Origin of the sequence: Bacillus paranthracis, assembly GCF_001883995.1 — a bacterium.
GTDB classification, from domain to species: Bacteria; Bacillota; Bacilli; order Bacillales; family Bacillaceae_G; genus Bacillus_A; species Bacillus_A paranthracis.
Map to the genome: position 1 here is coordinate 602,923 of NZ_MACE01000049.1, position 22,285 is coordinate 625,207.

Sequence of the window (22,285 nt, forward strand, 5' to 3'; positions counted from 1 at the left end):
AGTGACCCTTTTAAAAAGGATCACTAAAGATTGAATGTATAATCTACGCTGTTCGCTCAAGTTTAAAAAACATCTCCTATTGTATACCTCCCTTTTTGCTTTAACTTTTCTTCTGTTTCATATAAATCCCCCCATAATTAACTTAATAGACATATAGGTACAGTTTGGTTGGGATATTTTTTTATCTCCATTAAGAAATGCCGCTTTTTTTTGAAATTCAGGTCAAGTAGCAAGTGATATTTTACAAATCTTATACACTTAAGGATTTTGTAAGGATCAAGTAAGAAAAACGAGAACTTTGTTTCGTATAGTCAAAATATAAAGTGAAGAAAGAGAGATTAGGAGTTACTAGAGCGATTACGACAAAACCAGAACTGTTGGTTTTAGATGAACATATCAATGGTTTAGACGTTGTTACAACAGAACCTTAATTTATCATACCTATTTTTCACCATCACATATTGGAGGTTAAAACATGAATAAAAAAAAGAAAATACAAAAATCAATACTTTCCTTTACCCTGCTCTTTTCTTTAGGCATTTCATCTTTTCCGCTTACAACAGCTATTCACGCAAATACACATGAGGAACCATCTGTAGAAAAAAAACGAGTCTCTTTAACGGAGCGTACCTCATTATTTTTTGAATATCTCCAGCAAGATAAATATGCAGAGGCACTTCAGTTGACGTCTGCTGCTTTTCAATCCAAGTTTACAGCAAACACATTACAAAACTGGTGGACACAGAGTGGCTGGAGCGGTATAAAAAGCATGGGGCCCCCCGTGATAAAAGAACGAAACTTAGTCCATCAGACGGTGGAAATGCCAGCAGTTATCGAAGGAACTACCATACCGCTACTCCTTAAATTTACACCTGGCGGGAAAGTAGATGAAATTGGAGAAAGGCCTCCCAAGGAATCATATACCATCCCGCATCCTAGCTATGATCAACCTGACTCTTATCAAGAACGTGAAATCGTCATCGGAAATTCCACCTATCCGTTACCAGCGACATTAACGGTTCCGAAACATAAGCCTGGTGAAAAGCTACCCGTAGTTGTTCTTGTTCATGGTGCTGGCATCCATGATCGCGATAGCACATATATGGGAACAAAAATCTTACGCGATCTTGCGGTGGGCCTTTCATCCAACGGAATTGCAGTGTTGCGCTATGAAAAACGTACCTTAGAACACGCATTAAAGATGAGTGCAGAACCTGTTACGTTAGACCGTGATACTACAGATGATGCAATATATGCAGCAAAATCAGCAGCGCAGCAGGAAGGCATTGATCCAAATAATATTTTCATTCTTGGACATAGTCTAGGAGCTGGCGCAATGCCACGTATACTAAGCAAATCACCTTCTTCACTTGTTAGAGGAAGTATCTTACTCGCACCACCTGCACGCCCCTTGACTGACATTGCCATTGATCAGAATCAATACCTAGGGGCGTCAAAGGAAGTAATCGATGAACTAAAAAGACAGTTCGCTTTTATCCAAGACCCTACGTTCAATCCTGAGCATCCTCCAACTGGCTACAATTTGGGATCGCCTCATTTTATGTATGATGTTTCTAGGTGGCGTCCTGTTGAAGAGGCAAGATCACGAAAAGAACCTTTACTGATTCTGCAAGGAGCACGCGATTATCAAGTAACAGTAAAAAATGAATATACAAAATGGCAGGAAGGGCTTTCAAACCGCAGGAATGTTCAGTTCAATGAATACCCAAAATTGAATCATTTCTTCACAGAGGGTGATGGGGAATTAAGTCTTCCTAGTGAATATGAAATCCCTGCTAATATTCCTAAATACGTAATTCAGGACATTATTAAATGGGTCAACGCGACAAAAGAATAAGAAACATCAAAATCCTTTAAATAATCATTATGATGTAAAGGATTTTTGAAACTAATGATTTTATCTAAATTCTTAACTTCTTTTTATTAATAAAAAGGTTCAGACACAAAAACAGGATGTGGAGAAGACTTTCTCCACATCCTGAAAATACCTATCTTTGCAAACCTCGTTTATATCGACTTGCTTCAAATATAATACGCTCTTCATCTAACGTTTTACATTCGCCATTCCAAACGACATGTTTTCCGTTAATAATTACATCGCTTATATCTTTTCCACTAGCAGCATATACAAGATGCGATAATACTTCATCTGCTGGTTGTAAATGGGGCTTATTAGACGGATCAATTGTAATGAAATCAGCGCACTTTCCAACCTCAAGTGATCCTGTTTGTTTCATGCCGATTACTTCAGCCGCTCCTTTAGTTGCAAGTGTAAGAGCTGTTTCAACCGGTAACGCTGTTGCATCTTGGTGAATACCTTTTTGTAGTAAAGTCGCTATGCGCATTTCTTCAAACATATCTAAATTATTGTTAGATGCAACACTATCTGTTGCAATTCCTACTTTTATTCCTGCTTCTAGCATCGCTTTTACATTCGCTATACCAGAACCTAATTTTAAATTACTATTCGGATTATGAGCTACTCGAACGTCATGTTCCGCTAAAAATGCACGCTCATTGTCATCTAATACTACACCGTGTGCAATCACTGTTGGTCGTTTAAACAATCCACAACTTGCCGCATATTCTACTGGACGTTTTCCGTACTGCGCTTCAATATCACGTACTTCACGCTCTGTTTCGGAAAGATGAATATGAACCATCGTTTGATTTTCTACTGCAATACGTGCACACTCTTCTAACAGTTCTGTACTGCATGTATATGGACTATGCGGTGCAACCATCGTAGTTAACATACCACTTTCGTTATAGTAACGCTTCACATATTTCTCAGCTTCTTCAATTGCTTTCTTTTCATCCTCTTTCGTTCCGAAGCTAAATAAAGTTCTTGAAACAGCAGCTCGCATCCCGCTCCTTGATACCGTTTCCATAATTGCATCTTGATCTACTCCAATTGGATTAAACATATCAGAGAAAGATGTTGTACCACTTTTCACCATTTCAAGTAATCCTAATTCCGTACTAGCAACCGCAAGTTCTGGAGTAAATTGACTTTCAAGTGGCCAAATTCTTGTCTCAAGCCACGGCTGTAATAACATATCATCACCAATACCTCTTAAGAGACTCATTACAACGTGTGTATGTGTATTGACAAGCCCTGGTAAAACCCATTTTCCTTTCATGTCAATTACTTCATCTACTTCAAAATCATTAGCGAATTCTCCGCTCTTCACATCTATAATTTGATCATTTTCTACAATGATATATCCATTTTCTATCACTTCATTTTGTTCATTCATCGTTACGATTGTAGCGTTTACATAAGTTGTTTTCAAAAGTATTTCCCCTTTCAACTCTATGAAGTTCCCTTTAATAAGTTACCACCATTATAGTAACTTATTAAAGATTAAGAGTCAAAAGATAATTTCAATTCTTTCGTTATCTTTTTCTTCAACATGCAATATTGTTTTTCATTTGTATCTGCAAATGCTTCTTCTCGATTTGATTCTATATCCATATAATTCAGTTTTTCATTAAATTGAGCCTCTGTAAAATCAAACCTCTGTCCATCTATAAAGTTATAAAAGTGCCACGCCTCTCTTACTTTTGTCTTTTTAATCTCTCCTCCGTATATGTCTTGAACGACCAAAGCCGTTACACCACACTGTCCCTTTGCTGGATTCTCAGTCGTCCACTTTGAACTTGTTTCAATGGACCACGATCTTATTAATGCTTCATATATTCTTTTTTCCTTTACATCATCCACTCTAATCTTCCCCTACTATTAATAGTTTTACACATCATATTTCAAAAGAGGCAGTAAACGATCCTTAAAGACCGTTGATGGTGTCTCTCCGATTAACTGTGCGCCCATTTTCAAGTAATATCCTTTTGCATTCGGATCACTATCAATCGTAAAACTTTTTAAGCCTAGTTCATTTGCTTTTTCTATTACATACTTCCACATTATTTTCCCGTAGCCTTTCCCTTTGTAACGAGGATGAATGTACAGGAAATCGAGAGCTTTATCATTACGTAAAAATGAGAAAAATCCAATCTTCGTATTATCGTTTTCAAAAACATATACAAAATTATTATTTATATACTCTTCTGTAATAGTTAAATCTTCCTTACAGGCAATTATGAATTCTTCACTATAATCCCACGTCGCTTTTGATTGTAGTGCGAGTTCACTTAATTCATTTGCTTCACTTAATAACGCTTCTCTTATCTTCATGATTCTTTCTCCTCACCTTCGATATGTAAACTATTAAAATGATTCGAAAAGTAATTAAAAAACCCTCTTATTTTCATAAATCTTTATTATAATCAGTACGGCCTGTAACAATGTATTTAAAGAAAAAACGCCATCTTTGAAAGTTGGCGTTTTCTTCTTCTAAAATTTTTTTCAAACTCAATCTTTCGTTTTACTATTTCTAACGATAAACACCTATACAGTTTCTACTACCGCCTCAAGCATTGTTCCATTTTTAGCATAATTCGTATGCCAAGAAAAAGCTTTTTCTAAAACATGAGGAGTTTGTCCACCTCTCGTTTTAGCTTCTTCGTAATAAGCTCTTAGCTGATCACGATACATTGGATGTGCGCAATTCTCGATAATTAATTCCACTCTTTCTCTTGGGGCCAGTCCTCTTAGATCAACATACCCTTGTTCAGTGACGATAACATCTACATCGTGTTCCGTATGGTCCACATGTGAAACAAAAGGAACGATACTTGAAATGTTGCCACCTTTCGCAATCGATTTCGTAACAAAGATAGCTAGGCGAGCATTTCTCGCAAAATCACCAGAACCACCGATACCATTCATCATTTTTGTGCCTAAAACGTGAGTAGAGTTCACATTTCCGTATATATCTAATTCTAAAGCAGTATTAATCGAGATTAATCCGAGGCGACGAATGATTTCAGGATGATTAGAAATCTCTTGCGGGCGCATCATTAATTTGTCACGATATTTTTCAAAGTTGGAAAATACTTTTTGCATTTTCTCCTCAGAGAGTGTGATTGAACAGCATGAAGCAAAATTGACTTTTCCAGCATCCATAAGATCAAAGACCGCATCTTGTAAAACTTCAGAATACACTTCTAAATCTTCAAACTCCGAATCTAACATTCCATGAAGAACAGCATTAGCCACTGAGCCAATTCCTGATTGTAACGGTGCTAAACGATTTGTTAATCGGCCTACTTCGACTTCTTTTCGAAGGAACTCTATTAAATGCTGTGCCATAATAACAGTTTCTTCATCCGGAGGAACAATTGTCGATGGTGAGTCTAATTGGTTCGTAAACACAATCCCTTTCACCTTTTCAACATCGATTGGAATGCCAATCGTTCCAATTCGATCATCCGTTTTCACAATTGGAATTGGAAGTCTTTCTCCTTGTTTACCTGGTTCATATAAATCATGCAGTCCTTCTAACTGCGTGGATTGAGCCATATTCATTTCAATAATAATGGACTTAGCATTTAAAGAAAACGCTAAAGAATTTCCTATTGAAGTTGTTGGAATAATCATGCCATCTTCAGTAATCGCAACCGCTTCCAAAATAGCAAAATCTACATCCATAACGTCAGCGCGAAGTAACTCTGATGTATGAGATAAGTGCTGGTCCACAAATAAAAAATCTCCGTTATTAATTCCTTTTCGCATAGTCGCATCAGCTTGGAAAGGCAATCTTTTCCCTAAAATTCCTGCTTCCGCAAATAATTTATCTACATCAGAACCTAAAGAGGCACCAGTATAAACATTTACTTTAAAAGATGTATCATTCTTAACTCGGTTTACAAGCGCAAATGGGACTGCTTTTACATCACCTGCACGTGTAAACCCACTTAAGCCTAAAGTCATTCCACTTTCAATCCATGAAGCTGCTTCTTCAGGTGTAACTACGCGATCTTTCAGACGTTCATCCCTAATTCTATCCAAATTATTCTCCATATGTAATCCCTCTCCCTATGAATATTCATAATTATTTTACACTTTAACAGTATCTAAATAGGGATTTCAGTATACAATGGCAAAAATTCAGACAAAACAGCGAATCTAGTCTCTAAAGCAGAATAATTTAGAATCCTAGAAGTTTACGAAAATAACTAGCGTATGATTGACTAACTGGAACCCTCTCTCCATTATCCATAGAAAGTAAAAAAGTAGAATGAGTATCAGGATAAATCGCTTGAATATGATTCACATTTACAATAAAGGAACGGTGGCATCTAATAAATGAATCTTTCGGAAGTAAGTATTCGAATTCTTGTAACGAGTATTTATGTGTCCCTGTTAACTCTTCTGCATTTACATACGTCTTTTTATCTTTCGCCTCTAAATACATGACTTTTGAAAAAGGAACCGGAATCCAGCCGTCCGTTGTTTTTAAAGTAACGACTGATTTTCCGTCCGTTAAAGCTGGATAAATGGCTGTCACGCAACCTTCAAGCTTTCCATTGTTTGAGAATGGTACGGCCATACCATGATAAGGAATACCAAAAACATCCCGATTCATAAACTCAGAGGTTTTTTGGTTTGTCACCATTGCTTTATGAGCAATCGTTCCTTCCTTTATAGGATCACCGACACTAATCTTTAAATCAATTCGTTTACTTGGCCGATAGTATATATATTCTTTCGTATTCGATACAGCAATTGAAATTTCATCTGAAAATAATTCCCCAACAACATCTAATAGTAAACCTAATGTTTTATCTTCCATTCTATTAACACCTCATTCGCTATTATACTACTATTATGAATGGCCTCTGTTGCTTTATAAAAAGTTTGATTATTAATTTTATACATTTATCTCCTCATTTGCACAAGGCTTTCTATTTATTTAATTATATAGAATATAACCTACCTTCAAATATGTAAAAACGATATGAACACTACATCAGTAAATACTTGCAACACCTACAAACAAAAAGTCCAAACTATAAACAGTCTGGACTTAGCTTTCATTCTCATTTATTATGTTCTTCTAACCACGAAATCAAATTTTTAAATACTTCTTCTCTATTCACTTCATGGAACATTTCATGTCTTCCATTTTCATATAGACGCAACGTTACATCTTTCACACCACATTTTTTATAATTTTCATATACCTCTTTTACACCTTTCCCCATATTTCCAACAGGATCACGGTCTCCAGAGAATATATATATTGGAAGATTGCTTGGCGTCTTCTTGTATTCTTCTAATTTATTCACTTCTATTACACCAGAAAATAATTCTCGATAAAAACTCGTCGTACAAATGAATCCACATAACGGATCCGCAATATATTTATCAACTTGATCATTATCTGAAGATAGCCAATCAAAATTTGTACGATTAGGCTTAAAGTTCGAATTAAAGTTTCCGAATGATAAAAAGTTTAGCATCGGACTTTTCGTTTTTGCCCCACGCAACTTCATCTCAATTGTCGCTACTTTATGACCAATAACTCCTAAAAACCCTGGATTCCCACCAGTTCCTGAAATAAGAAATCCATCATATAGTTCGCCTCTAAGTTGCACAGCTCGTCTTGATAGGAAAGATCCCATACTATGGCCAAGTAAAAATAATGGACATGACTGCTCTTCTTTTATCATTTCCGAAACAAAGATCACATCAGACACAACCTGATTCCACCCTATATCCGGTTCAAAATGACCATAGTCTTCTTCTCTTTTTACTGTTTTCCCATGTCCTTTATGATCATGCGCATAAACACCATACCCTGCTTCTAATAACGCATCAATAAAGTCTGTATAAACACCTGCATGTTCTGTCATACCGTGTGCAATTTGAATAATCCCTTTCGGTTCACATTCTGGTAACCACTTGCGTAAATAAATTTCCGATCCATCCAATGCCGTAACGAAACTTTCCTGTACGTTCATTTCGTCAGCCCCCAACTCTATTATGTATCTCAAAAATGAATATCTATTCATTATTCTTATTATGTATTATATGCAATTGCTTTCATTATGACAAATGCCTACCTTTTCCGATTAGCTGTCAAACTATTTATGTTGACGAAAACACCATAAAACTATATAGTTACTTACATAAAGTAATTATTATGTTTTTAGGAGGTTTCTACTATGATGCCATCACTATTTTTAGCACATGGTTCACCAATGCTCGCTATTCAAGATACAGATTATACAAGTTTTTTAAAAACACTTGGAGAAACATATAAACCGAAAGCAATTGTTATTTTCACTGCTCACTGGGAAAGTGAAGTATTAACGATTTCCTCATCAGATAACGAATATGAAACAATTTATGATTTTGGAGGTTTTCCTCCAGAGTTATATGAAATTAAGTATCGTGCAAAAGGTTCTTCTAGCATTGCATCTATGTTAGAAACAAAGTTTAAAAACAAAGGTATTCCAGTCCATCATAATATGACGAGAGGTTTAGATCACGGCTCATGGACACTATTGCACCGTATGTATCCAGAAGCAAATATTCCTGTCGTCCAAATATCAGTAAATCCATTCCTTTCTGCAAAAGAACAATTTAAGATTGGAGAAGCATTAAAAGGACTTGGACAAGAAGATATTTTAGTAATCGGTAGCGGTGTTACCGTTCATAACTTACGAGCACTGAAATGGAATCAAACTACACCCGAACGATGGGCAATTGAATTTGATGATTGGATTATAAAACATATGCAGACTAACGATAAAGATGCGTTGTTTAATTGGGAAAACAATGCGCCTCATGCACAATTAGCAGTACCAAGAGCAGAGCATTTTGTTCCTTTATTTATCGCTATGGGAAGTGGTGAAAATAGCGGTGAAGTCATTCACCGTAGTTACGAGCTTGGTACATTAAGTTATCTTTGTCTCCAATTTTAAAGAAAAAAGGATGAAGCAATCATTGCTTCATCCTTTTTTCATTCACTTAGTTAACTAACTTCCAAATGTCGTTTCTCTGATACCTCTTCGTTCTTATTATGAAAATAAACCCAAATACACGCAATAAACAATAGTGATGATGTAGAGAAGAAAACATATTGAAACCCTGCATGTGCTGCAATTTGTCCACCAAGTACTGGTCCAATCATATTTCCTAAAAACTGAAACGATTGATTATATCCAAATATTCGTCCCGTTACATGAGTTGGTGTATGTTGTTTTAGTAGAGTTTGTACGGAAGGTAATAATCCTGCTTGTGCAATACCTAATAAAAATCTAAGAATTAATAGTTGCCAAGCTGAGGTTACAAATGCTTGCGGGATAAAAATAATTCCTGCAGCAAACAACGCTACAACTAACGTTTTTTGAGGACCGATATGATCTGATAATCGTCCTAATCTTGGTGCTGCCAAAATAACAGCTAATCCTGTCGCTGACATAACGGCGCCTGCAATTGTTTCAATATGCGCTGTTTGAGGACCAACTAAATTTTTCACGTACAATGTAACAATTGGCTGAACAGACATATTAGCAAGTTGAATAATAAATGTTGTTACAAACAAACTAATAATCAAATGTTTAGCTGGAACCATCGTCCATACTTTTTTCGTTTGTACTTTTTTTGCTTGAGCAGAGTGATTTTCTTCATGTAGAAAGAAAAAAACGATGAGAAAGGAAAGGAATAAAAAAGCTCCTGTAACAAGAAAAACATGACGCATTCCAATTAACTCAGATAAATAACCTCCAAGTAACGGTCCAAGTAAAGAACCGCTCACGCCACCAGTTGAAATTGTGGAGATCGCCCAACCTGAATGCTCTTGCGGAGTTTCTGCTGCAATAAATGTCATTGCTGTTGAAAGGAAACCAGATACTGCTCCCATCAAAAATCTTAGTGCGACTAGTTGATATACATCCGTTACAAACCCCATAAGCGTCATAATAATCGCCATACCAAGGCTAGCACGAATTAGCATCAATTTCCGTCCATGTATATCACCAAGCTTTCCCCATATTGGTGATACGATCGCACCCATTAAAAATGTTACACCAAATGCAAGTCCCGACCACTGTGCAATACTAGAAGTGCCAGTCACCCCTAATTCCTCAATATAAAAAGATAAAAAAGGAATTACTAAACTCATACCGGCTGCAGTGGTAAAACAACCTAGCCAACAAATCATTAAATTTCGTTTCCAGCTGGCCATTTTCACACCTTCTTTCTTTAGATACCCATTCTACACCCTTTCTTATAAAAAGTTTAGTAATTTGCTTTATTTGTAAGATTTACTACAAAACCCGCTATTTTCTAATAAAAATCACTACATTCCCACATTTTTTTCATAATAAAACCAACTCCACCTAAATGAAGTTGGTTAATAATCCATGATCGGTATTAAACGTGCATTACAACATCTCTCATAAAACTCAATTGGGCCCGCTTGCCCAATAATTGCATATTCATAACCCTCTTGCTTCATACTATATAGACTACAATGTAACAATTGCTTCCCTACACCTTTCACACGATTTTGTTTCGCCGTGCCCATTGGACCAAACAATCCTTTCTTTCCTCTCACTACGTCATAACAAGCGAAACCTACTATCACTTCTTCTTGCTCTGCTATATAAATAGGTAAGTTTTCTTTATATGTACGAAATCCATACTCTATCGAATGTAACCACCGTTCACCAAATTCTGCTTCAACAAAAATTGCTAATTGTTCAAAATCAGAAGCGTTAGCCTTTCTAACAGTACAAGTTAAATCATTATAAATAGGAACAAAACTTTTTAAATCGACTGCTAAATCTCTTGGCTCAGCTATAATACGTAATATATCTCTTTGCATCTGTGCATTTTCAATAACTGGATTTACACGAAATAATGCATATATAACATGTCCTTCATTAATTATTACTTGCTGAAAACGTTCCATACGTTTTTTCGCTATTTGTAAAATTTCTAGCGTCTTATGGGATAATTTATATTGTCCTATTTTTTTATAATCTTGATCCGTTAAATCATATTGTTTTCGTAATGAAAATTTTTCTGAAAAATCCGTACCCATATTACGGAACAAATACATATACAACTCGCCACAAACGCCAGTACCTTCTTTACACATGCCAATAAATAAATGAACTGGTTGAATGATATTACATTCTGCCTCTTCTGCTGCAATCTCCAATATGTTATGCACACGTTTTGTAAATTGAAACTCCTCCATATGTATTTCCATCCTCTACTAATTTACTAACAAACCGTAACCATAAATAATTGAAACAATTACACCCACTACCAATATACCTGGAAGTAAATTTGCCACCTTGATTTTAATAATACTAAGCAAGTTCAATCCAATAGCGGCTATCATAATACCACCTGTAGCTGTCATTTCTACTATAAATTGATTCATTAATTCCTTCGGGACCAAACTATTAATTTGTGTTGCAAAAATTGCAATACCACCCTCATATAAAATAACGGGAATCGCTGAAAATACTACGCCAATTCCTAAAGTTGTCGTTAATATAATAGAAATGAATCCATCGATAATTGCCTTTGTAAATAAAATATCATGATTTCCGCGAATTCCACTGTCGAGTGCACCAAGTATCCCCATCGCGCCAATTGCAAATATTAAAGTAGCTGTTACAAAACCTTCTGATATGCTCCCTTTCCCTTTCGATCCAACTTTATTTTCTAGCCAATCTCCTAACTGTTTTAACTTTCCCTCTAATTGTAACCATTCCCCGATGACGGTACCAATTACTAAACTTAGTATGACAACAAGAAAATTTTCACTTTTCAATGCCATTTGAAGTCCAAGTACAGTAACCGCTAAACCGATTGCATGCATAATTGTTCCCTTCATACTTTCTGGTATTCTACTAAATAATTTACCTAGTAAAGTACCAAATATAATGCAAATCCCATTTACAACTGCTCCTAATATAACCATTTCTCATTCTTCACCCTTCGAATTCTTTATTTCTATATTTTGGTTTATTCATTGATTTACAGGTTATCTATATGTTAACTTAATATTGAGAATATTAACAAATGTTTTTTCAATACATAAACCGCATTTTTTATATCTGTACATAAACCAATTACTTTTTATAGACTCATTGCTAATTTAATTGCGGGATAAACTCAAAAGGGAAGGTATTTATGAAAACTTTACTAAAACGATTTTTGTTAATAGCCTTTTGCATTACGCCAATTGTTGTATTAATTAACCACTCTTTTACTTCAAAAGCGAAAGACAAACCCGATTTCCAAAACAAATCTAGCAAAACTGCTTCAACGAGAGAAAAGAAAATAGAAGACCCAGAAATTACCCTCACCTTTTCTGGTGATACAATGTTCGATTGGCAATTACGTCCGGTAATCGAAAAAAACGGGGCTGATTATCCATTCCAGCATGTAAAAGAAGAAATAACAAAAGCTGATATTTCTTTCGTTAATTTAGAGTCTGCATTTACAACGAGAGAAAAAAAAGCTCCTGGACAACTGTTTTGGATTAAAAGTGATCCATCCACGCTTCAAGCTATAAAAAACACCGGTTATGACATCGTAAATATCGGGAATAACCATACACTTGATTACGGACAAGAGGGATTACTAGATACAATCTCTTACGTAGAAAAATTAAAGTTCCCTTACATTGGAGCCGGAAAAAATGCAAAAGACACATATACTGCACGAGAAATGACTGTAAAAGGAAAAAAATTCAAATTCCTTTCATTCGTCCGATTTATGCCTGATTTTACTTGGGTAGCTGATGACAATAAACCTGGCGTTGCGAACGGGTATGATTTAAATCTTGTAACAAAAACAATTAAAGAGCAAAAGAAAGATGCAGACTATTTAATTGTCTATATGCATTGGGGTGTCGAAAAATCAAATCGTCCGGTAGATTATCAAAAACAATATGTAAATAAAATGGTTACAGCAGGAGCCGACGCGATTGTCGGAAGTCATCCACATTGGTTACAAGGGTTTGAATATTATAATAACGTTCCTGTCGCTTACTCATTAGGAAACTTTTTATTCCCAAGTTATGTGAATGGAAAAAGTGCTGAAACTGGTGTATTAACTTTAACTTTTAAAGGAAAGGATGTCCAAATGTCATTCAATCCTTATATCATCCGTAACAACCAAGTTTCCCCTGTGAATGAGGAGGAAAAGAGAAAAGCTCTACAATATTTACAAGAAGTTTCAACCGATGTAGAAATTGATGATACAGGGAAAATAATAAATAAACGCAACTAAACAGTACAAGATCCATTTCTCTGTAACATACATTAGAGAATAGGTGATGAATATGCTAAAGGGCTTATTAGAAAATATAGTTCTCTTAGAAAATATAGTTCTCTTAGAAAATATCTATAAAATTTCTATAGCAATTCTGCTTTTATGTTCCTTTTATTCTGTGAGATTATTAAAAAAAATAAAGCGAGAGAGAAACTTTTCTCCCTTTGAATTTACTATGTATGTAATCATTCGTATTGCCATATTCTTTTGGTTAGCTAGCTTTATTCTTCTTGAATTTAATGAATATCTAGTTTAACTATAAAAAAGATAGAACAAGCATTATATTTCCCCGCTTGTATCTATCTTTTTTATTTGGGTGCTAACTCTTTCCTTCTATTAAATAAGCAAATCAAACAAAACAGGATTTTTATTAAGCTCCATAAATTGAATGTTATTTTCTTTAAAACGGGTAATTAACTGCTCGTAATCTTCTTTATGTTTTAATTCTACTCCGACTAATGCTGGACCATTTTCCTTATTATGTTTCTTAATATACTCAAAGCGAGTAATATCATCTTCTGGCCCTAATCCTTTATCAAGAAATTCTCTTAACGCACCTGAACGCTGTGGGAATTCAATGATGAAATAATGCTTTAATCCTTCATAAATGAGAGATCGTTCTTTCATTTCTTGCATTCTATCAATATCATTATTTCCACCACTTAGCGTACAAACAACTGTTTTACCTTTTATTTCATCTCTATATAAATCAAGCGCTGCAATAGAGAGTGCACCAGCTGGTTCAGCTACAATCGCATTTTTCTTATACAGTTCTAAAATCGTCGTACAAACCTTTCCCTCTGGTACTAAAACAATGTCATCAATTACATCTTTACAAGTTTCAAATGTTAACTTTCCTACCTTTTTAACCGCTGCCCCATCAACAAAACTATCTATTTTCTCCAATGCGACATTATCATTTTGAAGAAAAGCCTCTTTCATAGATGCAGCTCCCATTGGCTCTACCCCAATGACCTGTGTAGCAGGACTAACACCTTTCACATATGTACCAACACCTGATGCTAATCCACCACCACCAATTGCTGTAAAGATATAATCAACCGGTTTCTCCATATCATGCATAATTTCAACTGCCACTGTCCCTTGACCAGCAACTACGTACGGATCATCAAACGGATGAACAAATGTCATTCTATTCTCTTCACAATAACGCTGCGCTTCTTGGAAAGAGCTATCGAATGTATCACCAACCAATACAATCTCTGCGAAATCACCACCGAAAAATTGAACTTGTGATACCTTTTGTTTCGGTGTAGTCGTCGGCATGAAAATTTTTGACGGAATCTTCAATAAATTACACGTATAAGCAACCCCTTGTGCGTGATTACCAGCGCTTGCGCAAACAACACCGTTTTGTAATTTTTCTTTCGGTAAGCTTTGAATTAAATTGTACGCACCACGAATTTTGAAAGAGCGAATTAATTGTAAGTCTTCTCGTTTTACATAAACGTCACAATCATATTTCTCAGATAAAACTGTATCACGTTGTAACGGTGTTTTAATAACGATATCCTTCATGCAATTATGAGCCATTAAGATATCTTCAATTTTCACTCTCTCCTTTACCTTTTGCACCATTTCATATCATCCTTATCTCTTTTATATTGGCTCAATCAAAATTTGGGACTTTTAAGACTGCACCTGTATTCGCCGACGTTACCATTTGTGCGTAGCGCCCAAGCCATCCCGTTTTCACTTTCGGTTCTGGTCGTTTCCATTCTTTTTTACGCTTATCTAATTCTTCATCACTAATTCTTACTTCTAACAACCTTTCCTCAACATCGATACAAACGATATCCCCTTGTTCAAGAAGTGCAATCGTTCCGCCCGCAGCTGCTTCTGGCGAAATATGCCCTACTGAAATACCACGTGAAGCACCAGAGAAACGACCATCGGTTAACAACGCAACATCTGCACCTAATCCCATGCCAGCAATCGCTGACGTTGGTGCTAACATTTCCGGCATACCAGGACCGCCTCTTGGTCCTTCATAACGAATAACAACTACATCTCCTTTTTTAACCTTCCCAAGCATAATGCCGGCAAGCGCCTCATCTTGTGAATTAAAAATAACACATGGTCCTTCAAATCGTTTTACTTCAGTTGCCCCACTTTTAATAACTGCCCCATCCTTCGCAAGGTTTCCTTTTAATATACGTAATCCACCTTCTTCACTATGAGGGTTTTCAAGAGAATGAATCACTTCCTTATCTTTAATCTCTGCATGAGCAATGTTCTCTCTTAACGTCTGCCCCGTAGCAGTAATACGATCTAAATGAAGTACCCCTTCTTTTCGGCTCATCTCTTTCAAAATTGCACTAATCCCGCCCGCGCGATCAATATCTTCCATATGCCAATTAGAAGCAGGGCTTACTTTACATAAATGTGGTACACGCCTTGAAACAGCATCAATACGGCTCATATCATAATCTAGTCCTGCCTCATGTGCGAGTGCTAATGTATGTAACACTGTATTTGTTGAACCGCCCATCGCCATATCAAGCGCGAACGCATCATCAATTGCTTCTTCTGTTACGATGTCTCTCGGTTTAATATCTCTTTCAATTAAAACCTTTAATTTCTCTGCTGCTTCTTTAATTAACTTCTCACGCCTCGGATCAATAGCCAAAATACTTCCGTTACCAGGAAGAGCTAAGCCTAATACTTCACATAAACAGTTCATAGAGTTCGCTGTAAACATACCGGAACAAGAACCACAAGATGGACAACCATGATCTTCAATATCCTTTAATTCTTCTTCTGAAATTTTCCCAGATTGATACGCTCCTACTCCTTCGAAAACAGAACTTAAATCGACAACTTCTCCTTTAGATGTTTTTCCTGCTGCCATCGGGCCGCCCGAAACAAACACAGTCGGAATATTAATACGTAGTGCAGCCATCATCATACCAGGTGTGATTTTGTCACAGTTTGGAATACAAATCATGCCATCAAACCAGTGTGCATTTACAACCGTTTCTACTGAATCTGCAATGATTTCTCGACTCGGAAGCGAATAGCGCATACCGATATGCCCCATCGCAATACCGTCATCTACTCCAATTGTATTAAATTCAAATGGAACCATGCCTGCTGCACGTACTGCTTCTTTAACAAGTTTCCCAAACTCATTTAAGTGCTTATGACCTGGAATAATTTCAATAAAAGAATTACAAATAGCTATAAACGGTTTATCAAAATCTTCATCTTTCAAACCAGTTGCTTTTAATAAACTACGATGCGGCGCTTTATCAAAACCTTTTTTAATCATGTCACTTCTCATCTTGTCAAATCCCCTCTTACGTATTTTTCACTTACAATCTATTACTCTATTTCTTTACTAATTCTTTCGGTGCATGAATCCAGCTCATCATTTCACGAAGCTCTGCTCCTACTTTTTCTAACTGATGATTTTGCTCTGCTTTTTTCATCGCATTATACGTTGGACGCCCAGCTTGGTTTTCTAAAATCCATTTCTTCGCGAATTCACCTTGCTGAATTTCTGTAAGTACTCGTTTCATTTCTTTCTTCGTTTCATCTGTAACAATTCTCGATCCTGTTACATAATCTCCGAACTCTGCCGTATCGGAAATAGAATGTCGCATGTTCGTTAAACCACCTTCGTACATTAAATCAACAATTAACTTTAATTCATGTAAACATTCGAAGTATGCAATTTCAGGACGATATCCGCCTTCTGTTAACGTTTCAAAACCAGCTTTCACAAGTGCAGTTACACCTCCGCAAAGTACCGCTTGCTCACCAAACAAATCCGTCTCTGTTTCTTCTTGGAATGTCGTTTCAATTACACCTGCACGTGTACAACCTACACCTTTTGCATAAGCAAGTGCTACATGTAACGCTGTGCCTGTTGCATCTTGATGTATTGCGACTAATGCTGGAACACCATTTCCTTCTTGAAATACACGGCGAACGAGATGACCTGGACTTTTTGGCGCAACCATCGCTACATCTACGTAACTTGGCGGATTAATTTGGCCGAAGTGAATGTTAAATCCATGTGAAAAAAGTAACATTTGTCCTTCACGAAGATTCTCTTCTACCTCTGCTTTATACACATGAGCTTGCTGTTCATCTGGCAGTAACATTTGTACAACTTGCGCGGTTCGAACTGCTTCTGAAACAGACATTACTTCAAATCCATCTGCTTTTGCTACTTCAAAAGACTTACCAGGTCGAACACCAACTACAACTTCCACACCAGAATCGCGTAAATTTTGCGCCTGTGCATGACCTTGAGACCCATAGCCAATTACCGCAACTGTTTTCCCTTTTAATAACTCTACATTTGCATCTTGCTCATAATATGTTTTCATACTCCATACACTCCTTATAATTTGTTTACTTGCAGTACATTGATTAACTTTTTCAACTGACCGACGAGTAATGTTGCTTCTTGTTCTGTACAAACTGCCGTTAACTCCATTTCACTTTCATTTAAATTTAATGAAGAAATATAATAACCACGCCGAGCAAAAATTCCACTTATGCGTAATAAGACATTTGGATCGTTATCGATAACTAATGAAAAAGTATGACTCATTCTTCCCACCTCTTCATAATCATTTCGTTATTCCCTTTATTTGGTGGAACCATCGGAAATACGTTTTCACCTTCTTCTACACAAAAATCAACTACGACAGGTCCTTCATGAGCAAATGCTTCTAACATCACTTGTTTCGCCTCGGTTGAATTTATCGCTCTTAATCCTTTCACTCCATAAGCTTCTGCCACTTTCACAAAATCTGGAGATCCAATTTTCGACTCTGACAATCGGTTTTCATAAAACATTTCTTGCCATTGCCTTACCATCCCTAAAAATTTATTGTTTATAATAAATACTTTTACAGGGATGTTATTTTCAGCAATTGTTTGTAGTTCTTGAATATTCATTTGAAAAGAAGCATCACCTGCAATACAAATAACGAGTTCTTCTTCTTTTGCAAGCTGAGCACCAACTGCCGCCGGGAAGCCAAATCCCATCGTTCCTAATCCACCTGATGTTAGAAAAGTCCGCGGGTTTTTCGCTTTATAAAAATGCGCAGCCCACATTTGATGCTGTCCTACTTCTGTCGTAACAATCGCTTCACCATTCGTTAATTCACTTACTAAGCTAATAACATGCTGTGGTTTTAACTCACTTTCTTTTTGAATATAGGAAAGAGGGTATTCCGCTTTCCACTCCTCGGTTTTCGTAAGCCATTCATCTGTCTGTGTACAAATTGGCATATGTAACAACATGTGTAACGCTTTTTTTACATCTCCAACAACTGGATACTTTACCGCTACATTTTTTTGAAACTCCGAAGGATCTATATCAATATGTACCTTTTTCGAATGCGGAGAAAAGAGTTCTAATTTTCCTGTTACACGATCATCGAAGCGAACACCTAAAGCAAGTAATAAGTCACATTCTGTTACTGCCATGTTTGCAGCGTACGTTCCATGCATACCGAGCATTCCTAAAAATAATGGATCTCCCGGCGGATATGCACCTAGTCCCATTAAAGTTGACACGACTGGAATAAGATTTTCTCTTGCAAATTTGATCAGTTCATCAGATCCATCTGAATGAATGACACCTCCTCCAATATAAAGAAGTGGACGTTTCGCTTTTGAAATTTCTTTCGCTACCTCTCTAAGTTTCATGCTGTCTGGTACGAGTTCTGATTTGTACCCCGGAATATCAACTTCTTCATTAAAGAAACTGGTGACTTTTGCATTTTGAACATCTTTTGGAATATCAATTAATACCGGCCCCGGCCGCCCGCTTTCGGCGATGTAAAAAGCTTCTTGTACAATGCGCGATAAATGATTCACATCACGAACTTGGTAATTATGCTTTGTAACAGGTACTGTAATTCCAACAACATCTGCTTCTTGAAATCCGTCTTTACCAATTAATGACTTTGCAACTTGCCCTGTAATGACAACTAAAGGAATCGAATCCATATAAGCATCTGCTAAGCCCGTAACTAAATTTGTCGCCCCTGGGCCAGAGGTAGCAAAGACTACCCCGACCTTTCCAGAAGCTCTCGCATATCCTTCTGCCGCATGAATAGCAGCTTGTTCATGACGAGTTAAAATGTGCTTTAAACCACTTCCGTATAACGCATCGTACACTGGCAAAATCGCTCCGCCCGGATAACCGAAAACAGTCGTTACGCCTAAATTCTTCAAGCATTGAATAACGTGTCCAGCTCCTGTCACATCTTCACACTGTAATTTCTCATATGTTGTATACTGTTGCTCCATTTTAATTAACTCCTCTCCCTACCTACAGTAAGCTTTCCGCCAATCCTGGAACACGTACTCCTCTTTCCCTCGTTAACTTTTTAAATTCCTCTGTCAATTGTTTCGTTACACTTCCTGGTTTCCCATCTCCAATTTCTCTTGAATCAACTTTTACAACAGGAATTAATTCTGCTGCCGTTCCCGTTAAAAATACTTCATCTGCTACATATACGTCATGGCGAGTAAATGGCCTTTCCTCACATGGAATATGAAGTCGCTCACATAGCTCAATAACACTATTTCTTGTAATACCTTCTAATGCTCCTAAATAGGATGGCGGGGTTAATACTTTTCCATCTTTCACAACGAAAACATTATCTCCAGATCCTTCACAAACATATCCTTGTTGATTTAACATAAGAGCCTCTAGCACTCCTGCTTGTGCCGCTTCAATTTTTACAAGTACGTTATTTAAGTAGTTCATTGACTTAATACGTGGGTCTAAAGCATCTGGCGTATTACGTCTTGATGCAACAGATACAACGCTTAATCCATTATCGTAAAATTCCTGTGGGAATAACTTTAATTGTTCTGCAATGATAATAACGCTCGGTTTCACACAACTTCTCGGATCGAGCCCTAAGTCCCCTTTTCCTCTTGAAACAATTAACCGAATATAAGCATCTGCATACTCATTTTTTTGAAGTGTCTGTAAAACTGCTTCTTCCATTTCGTCAACCGTCAGCGGGATTGTAAGTAAAATAGATTTTGCCGATTCATATAATCGTTTTACATGTTCTTTTAAACAAAATACATTTCCACCGTAACTACGAATCCCTTCAAATACACCGTCTCCGTATAAAAAACCATGATCATATACTGAAACAACTGCCTTTTCTTTTTCTACAAATTCCCCATTCATATAAATGTACTGATTTCCCATCTCACATCGCTCCTCTTTTTTTCTCTCTATTTTTGCAATCTATTTCTATATCGATTGCTGAGATGAGTATTTTTTAACAGAATATTCAGTACATATTTTTTAAAAATATACTCGTCTCAACAATCGATTACATACATACTTGTAGCAATCCATTGCTGAGACGAGGGAATCGTGGTACCACTCAGCTTCCTTACACTTCTCACGAAATATAAGCTCTGCAAGTCCAATTAGACTTTTGTTTTTCTATCGGAAACAACCCCGCTACTTTTTACTAGTTTTCAAAAGTAGTGCTCCGAGGTGATCTTCAATGATGACATTGTTACCACCCTCACAGCATCTGGGTAGCTCTCTGAAACAATTTTTATCATTTACTCTCCTCTTCTACGCATTCTCTTATTTTTAAAAATAAAAACTCTCGCCTCAGCAATCAACTACTACAATTTAGTAGCTTTGATTGCTGAGGCGAGAGTTTCGCGTTACCACTCAGCTTCCTTATACTTCTCACGAAATATAAGCTCTGTAGGTCCAATTAGACCCCCGTCCTTTTACCGGAGACGATGCCGTCGCCCTCTACTCAGTTTCCCTTTCGCAAGCGATGCTCCGAGGTGATCTTCAATGACTCGATTGTTACTACTCTCACAGCCTTGGAGTAGCTCTCTGAAACGATCATAATCATCTACTTTCCTCTTCTTTGCATATACAACATATAAAGTTAGAAAATTCTTAATTAACTTTCATTTGTTAAACGTATTATAGGACGTTGTTCTTTTCATTGTCAACATGTTTTTTGATTTTTTTAATACTACATATATTTTCGAATCTTTTTTATTGCGCAATAAAACTTTTTATATAATACTATATAAAACATATATATTTAGGAGGATTACAACAATGTCCGAAAAAACATACGAACTCGCAACCTTCGCAGGCGGTTGCTTTTGGTGCATGGTAAAGCCGTTTGATGAACTTCCTGGTATTCATAAAGTACTTTCTGGCTATGCAGGTGGTCATGTAGAAAACCCAACATATGAACAAGTAAAAGCGGGTACATCTGGTCATTTAGAAGTTGTACAAATTACATTTGATCCTTCTATTTTCCCATATGAAAAATTACTGGATTTATATTGGCCACAAATCGATCCAACTGATGATGGCGGACAATTTTTTGACCGTGGTCCATCTTATCGCACCGCTATTTTTTATCATAATGAAATGCAAAAAGAACTTGCTGAAAAATCAAAACAAACTCTTGCGGAAAGCGGTATGTTTAAAGAGCCAATCGTAACTGAAATTCGCCCGGCTGCACCTTTTTATGAGGCTGAAGAATACCATCAACATTTCTATAAAAAAAATCCAGAGAAATATGCTACTGAGCAAAAAGAATCTGGCCGTGCAGATTTTATAAAAGAAAATTGGCAAAAAAAATAATAAAAATGCATCGTACCTTTTAAGTACGATGCATTTTTATCTTTGAAAAAAGTACCATACAATGATAAAAACAACAGCTGTTAATGTCCAAAGTATTATCTCATTTTTAGTTTTATTCTTTTTATTAGTCATTTTATTTTCTCCTTATAGCTATTTAACATATTCAAGATTTCCTTTGTTTCATTGTCCACCTTATATATGTGAATACATCCTTACAAATTCTTATAACAAGACCACCAACGATTCCGATTGTAATTGAAATTACTAACATCTGTACAAAACTAAGAGTAGTTGTGTATGTTATGTAGATAACAATACATATAAGTAAAACATCCGGTAAAGAAAGTAAAAACTTTTTAAACATTTCTTTAGCTCTCCTATGTTTTATTTATAAATTATATCTT

21 protein-coding genes and 2 other annotated features are annotated in these 22,285 nt (G+C 36.4%); of the genes, 5 read left to right on the top strand and 16 right to left on the bottom strand.

The genetic code is table 11. The features are described 5' to 3' along the window. The first annotated feature begins 475 nt into the window (after positions 1-475). A complete protein-coding gene (locus BAQ46_RS20090; protein ID WP_071742594.1) occupies positions 476-1,858 on the top strand; it encodes an alpha/beta hydrolase family protein in 1,383 nt (460 codons plus the stop codon). A 151-nt stretch (positions 1,859-2,009) separates the two neighbouring features. On the opposite strand, the gene BAQ46_RS20095 is transcribed toward BAQ46_RS20090, so the two are convergent. From BAQ46_RS20095 to BAQ46_RS20120, 6 genes are all read right to left on the bottom strand, one after another. Next, positions 2,010-3,335: a bifunctional S-methyl-5'-thioadenosine deaminase/S-adenosylhomocysteine deaminase gene (locus BAQ46_RS20095; RefSeq protein ID WP_000675568.1), complete on the bottom strand. Its 1,326-nt coding sequence runs from the start codon at positions 3,333-3,335 to the stop codon at positions 2,010-2,012. 53 nt (positions 3,336-3,388) lie between these two features. Beyond that, positions 3,389-3,748: a YunG family protein gene (locus BAQ46_RS20100; RefSeq protein WP_000342916.1), complete on the bottom strand. Its 360-nt coding sequence runs from the start codon at positions 3,746-3,748 to the stop codon at positions 3,389-3,391. Positions 3,749-3,775: 27 nt separating this feature from the next. Then, the gene (locus BAQ46_RS20105; RefSeq protein ID WP_000701904.1) at positions 3,776-4,219 is read right to left on the bottom strand and encodes a GNAT family N-acetyltransferase; all 444 of its coding nucleotides are present in this window, start codon (positions 4,217-4,219) and stop codon (positions 3,776-3,778) included. A gap of 213 nt (positions 4,220-4,432) precedes the next feature. Then, on the bottom strand, positions 4,433-5,947 hold the full coding sequence (scpC, locus tag BAQ46_RS20110) for a succinyl-CoA:acetate CoA-transferase ScpC (protein ID WP_000429782.1): 1,515 nt from the start codon (positions 5,945-5,947) through the stop codon (positions 4,433-4,435). A 127-nt stretch (positions 5,948-6,074) separates the two neighbouring features. After that, on the bottom strand, positions 6,075-6,719 hold the full coding sequence (locus tag BAQ46_RS20115; RefSeq protein ID WP_000389714.1) for a LytTR family DNA-binding domain-containing protein: 645 nt from the start codon (positions 6,717-6,719) through the stop codon (positions 6,075-6,077). A 247-nt stretch (positions 6,720-6,966) separates the two neighbouring features. Then, on the bottom strand, positions 6,967-7,890 hold the full coding sequence (locus BAQ46_RS20120; protein ID WP_061131137.1) for an alpha/beta hydrolase: 924 nt from the start codon (positions 7,888-7,890) through the stop codon (positions 6,967-6,969). A gap of 204 nt (positions 7,891-8,094) precedes the next feature. Between BAQ46_RS20120 and BAQ46_RS20125 the strand changes: the two genes are divergently transcribed. Next, entirely contained in the window at positions 8,095-8,856 is a 762-nt protein-coding gene (locus BAQ46_RS20125; protein ID WP_071742596.1) for a DODA-type extradiol aromatic ring-opening family dioxygenase, read from the top strand. 50 nt (positions 8,857-8,906) lie between these two features. On the opposite strand, the gene BAQ46_RS20130 is transcribed toward BAQ46_RS20125, so the two are convergent. The 3 genes from BAQ46_RS20130 to BAQ46_RS20140 all read right to left on the bottom strand — a co-directional run bounded on the left by BAQ46_RS20130 (position 8,907) and on the right by BAQ46_RS20140 (position 11,876). Then, the gene (locus tag BAQ46_RS20130) at positions 8,907-10,121 is read right to left on the bottom strand and encodes a multidrug efflux MFS transporter (RefSeq protein ID WP_000179317.1); all 1,215 of its coding nucleotides are present in this window, start codon (positions 10,119-10,121) and stop codon (positions 8,907-8,909) included. Positions 10,122-10,289: 168 nt separating this feature from the next. Further along, positions 10,290-11,141 (bottom strand): GNAT family N-acetyltransferase, encoded by an 852-nt coding sequence (locus tag BAQ46_RS20135; RefSeq protein WP_061131135.1) that lies wholly within the window; start codon positions 11,139-11,141, stop codon positions 10,290-10,292. Positions 11,142-11,159: 18 nt separating this feature from the next. After that, positions 11,160-11,876: a DUF554 domain-containing protein gene (locus BAQ46_RS20140; RefSeq protein WP_000236043.1), complete on the bottom strand. Its 717-nt coding sequence runs from the start codon at positions 11,874-11,876 to the stop codon at positions 11,160-11,162. Between the two features lie 212 nt (positions 11,877-12,088). On the opposite strand from BAQ46_RS20140, the gene BAQ46_RS20145 reads away from it, so the two are divergent. Both BAQ46_RS20145 and BAQ46_RS20150 read left to right on the top strand, forming a co-directional pair. Next, on the top strand, positions 12,089-13,192 hold the full coding sequence (locus BAQ46_RS20145; protein WP_061131133.1) for a CapA family protein: 1,104 nt from the start codon (positions 12,089-12,091) through the stop codon (positions 13,190-13,192). A gap of 46 nt (positions 13,193-13,238) precedes the next feature. Beyond that, positions 13,239-13,490, top strand: a complete 252-nt coding sequence (locus BAQ46_RS20150) for a hypothetical protein (RefSeq protein WP_116777250.1) — start codon at positions 13,239-13,241, stop codon at positions 13,488-13,490. A gap of 80 nt (positions 13,491-13,570) precedes the next feature. Here BAQ46_RS20150 and ilvA read toward each other — a convergent pair whose 3' ends face one another. Genes ilvA through ilvE form a run of 6 tightly spaced genes read right to left on the bottom strand, consistent with a single transcriptional unit; the run spans position 13,571 to position 20,453 of the window. Continuing rightward, the gene (gene ilvA / locus BAQ46_RS20155) at positions 13,571-14,833 is read right to left on the bottom strand and encodes a threonine ammonia-lyase IlvA (RefSeq protein WP_061131132.1); all 1,263 of its coding nucleotides are present in this window, start codon (positions 14,831-14,833) and stop codon (positions 13,571-13,573) included. Positions 14,834-14,864: 31 nt separating this feature from the next. Beyond that, positions 14,865-16,538, bottom strand: coding sequence for a dihydroxy-acid dehydratase (gene ilvD, locus BAQ46_RS20160; RefSeq protein ID WP_061131131.1), 1,674 nt, complete (start codon positions 16,536-16,538; stop codon positions 14,865-14,867). A gap of 46 nt (positions 16,539-16,584) precedes the next feature. After that, positions 16,585-17,592 (bottom strand): ketol-acid reductoisomerase, encoded by a 1,008-nt coding sequence (ilvC, locus tag BAQ46_RS20165; RefSeq protein WP_061131130.1) that lies wholly within the window; start codon positions 17,590-17,592, stop codon positions 16,585-16,587. 14 nt (positions 17,593-17,606) lie between these two features. Beyond that, positions 17,607-17,819 (bottom strand): ACT domain-containing protein, encoded by a 213-nt coding sequence (locus BAQ46_RS20170; RefSeq protein ID WP_000019906.1) that lies wholly within the window; start codon positions 17,817-17,819, stop codon positions 17,607-17,609. Further along, positions 17,816-19,531, bottom strand: coding sequence for an acetolactate synthase large subunit (gene ilvB / locus BAQ46_RS20175; RefSeq protein ID WP_061131129.1), 1,716 nt, complete (start codon positions 19,529-19,531; stop codon positions 17,816-17,818). Before ilvB ends, BAQ46_RS20170 begins: the two co-directional genes overlap by 4 nt. Before the next feature lie 22 nt (positions 19,532-19,553). Next, positions 19,554-20,453, bottom strand: a complete 900-nt coding sequence (ilvE, locus tag BAQ46_RS20180) for a branched-chain-amino-acid transaminase (RefSeq protein ID WP_000528129.1) — start codon at positions 20,451-20,453, stop codon at positions 19,554-19,556. Positions 20,454-20,606: 153 nt separating this feature from the next. Beyond that, positions 20,607-20,846 (bottom strand) — a binding site (T-box leader). 62 nt (positions 20,847-20,908) lie between these two features. Further along, positions 20,909-21,154 (bottom strand) — a binding site (T-box leader). A gap of 190 nt (positions 21,155-21,344) precedes the next feature. Between ilvE and msrA the strand changes: the two genes are divergently transcribed. Next, positions 21,345-21,881, top strand: coding sequence for a peptide-methionine (S)-S-oxide reductase MsrA (gene msrA / locus BAQ46_RS20185; RefSeq protein ID WP_061131128.1), 537 nt, complete (start codon positions 21,345-21,347; stop codon positions 21,879-21,881). A gap of 163 nt (positions 21,882-22,044) precedes the next feature. On the opposite strand, the gene BAQ46_RS20190 is transcribed toward msrA, so the two are convergent. After that, on the bottom strand, positions 22,045-22,245 hold the full coding sequence (locus BAQ46_RS20190) for a hypothetical protein (protein ID WP_000473064.1): 201 nt from the start codon (positions 22,243-22,245) through the stop codon (positions 22,045-22,047). Positions 22,246-22,285: the final 40 nt, after the last annotated feature.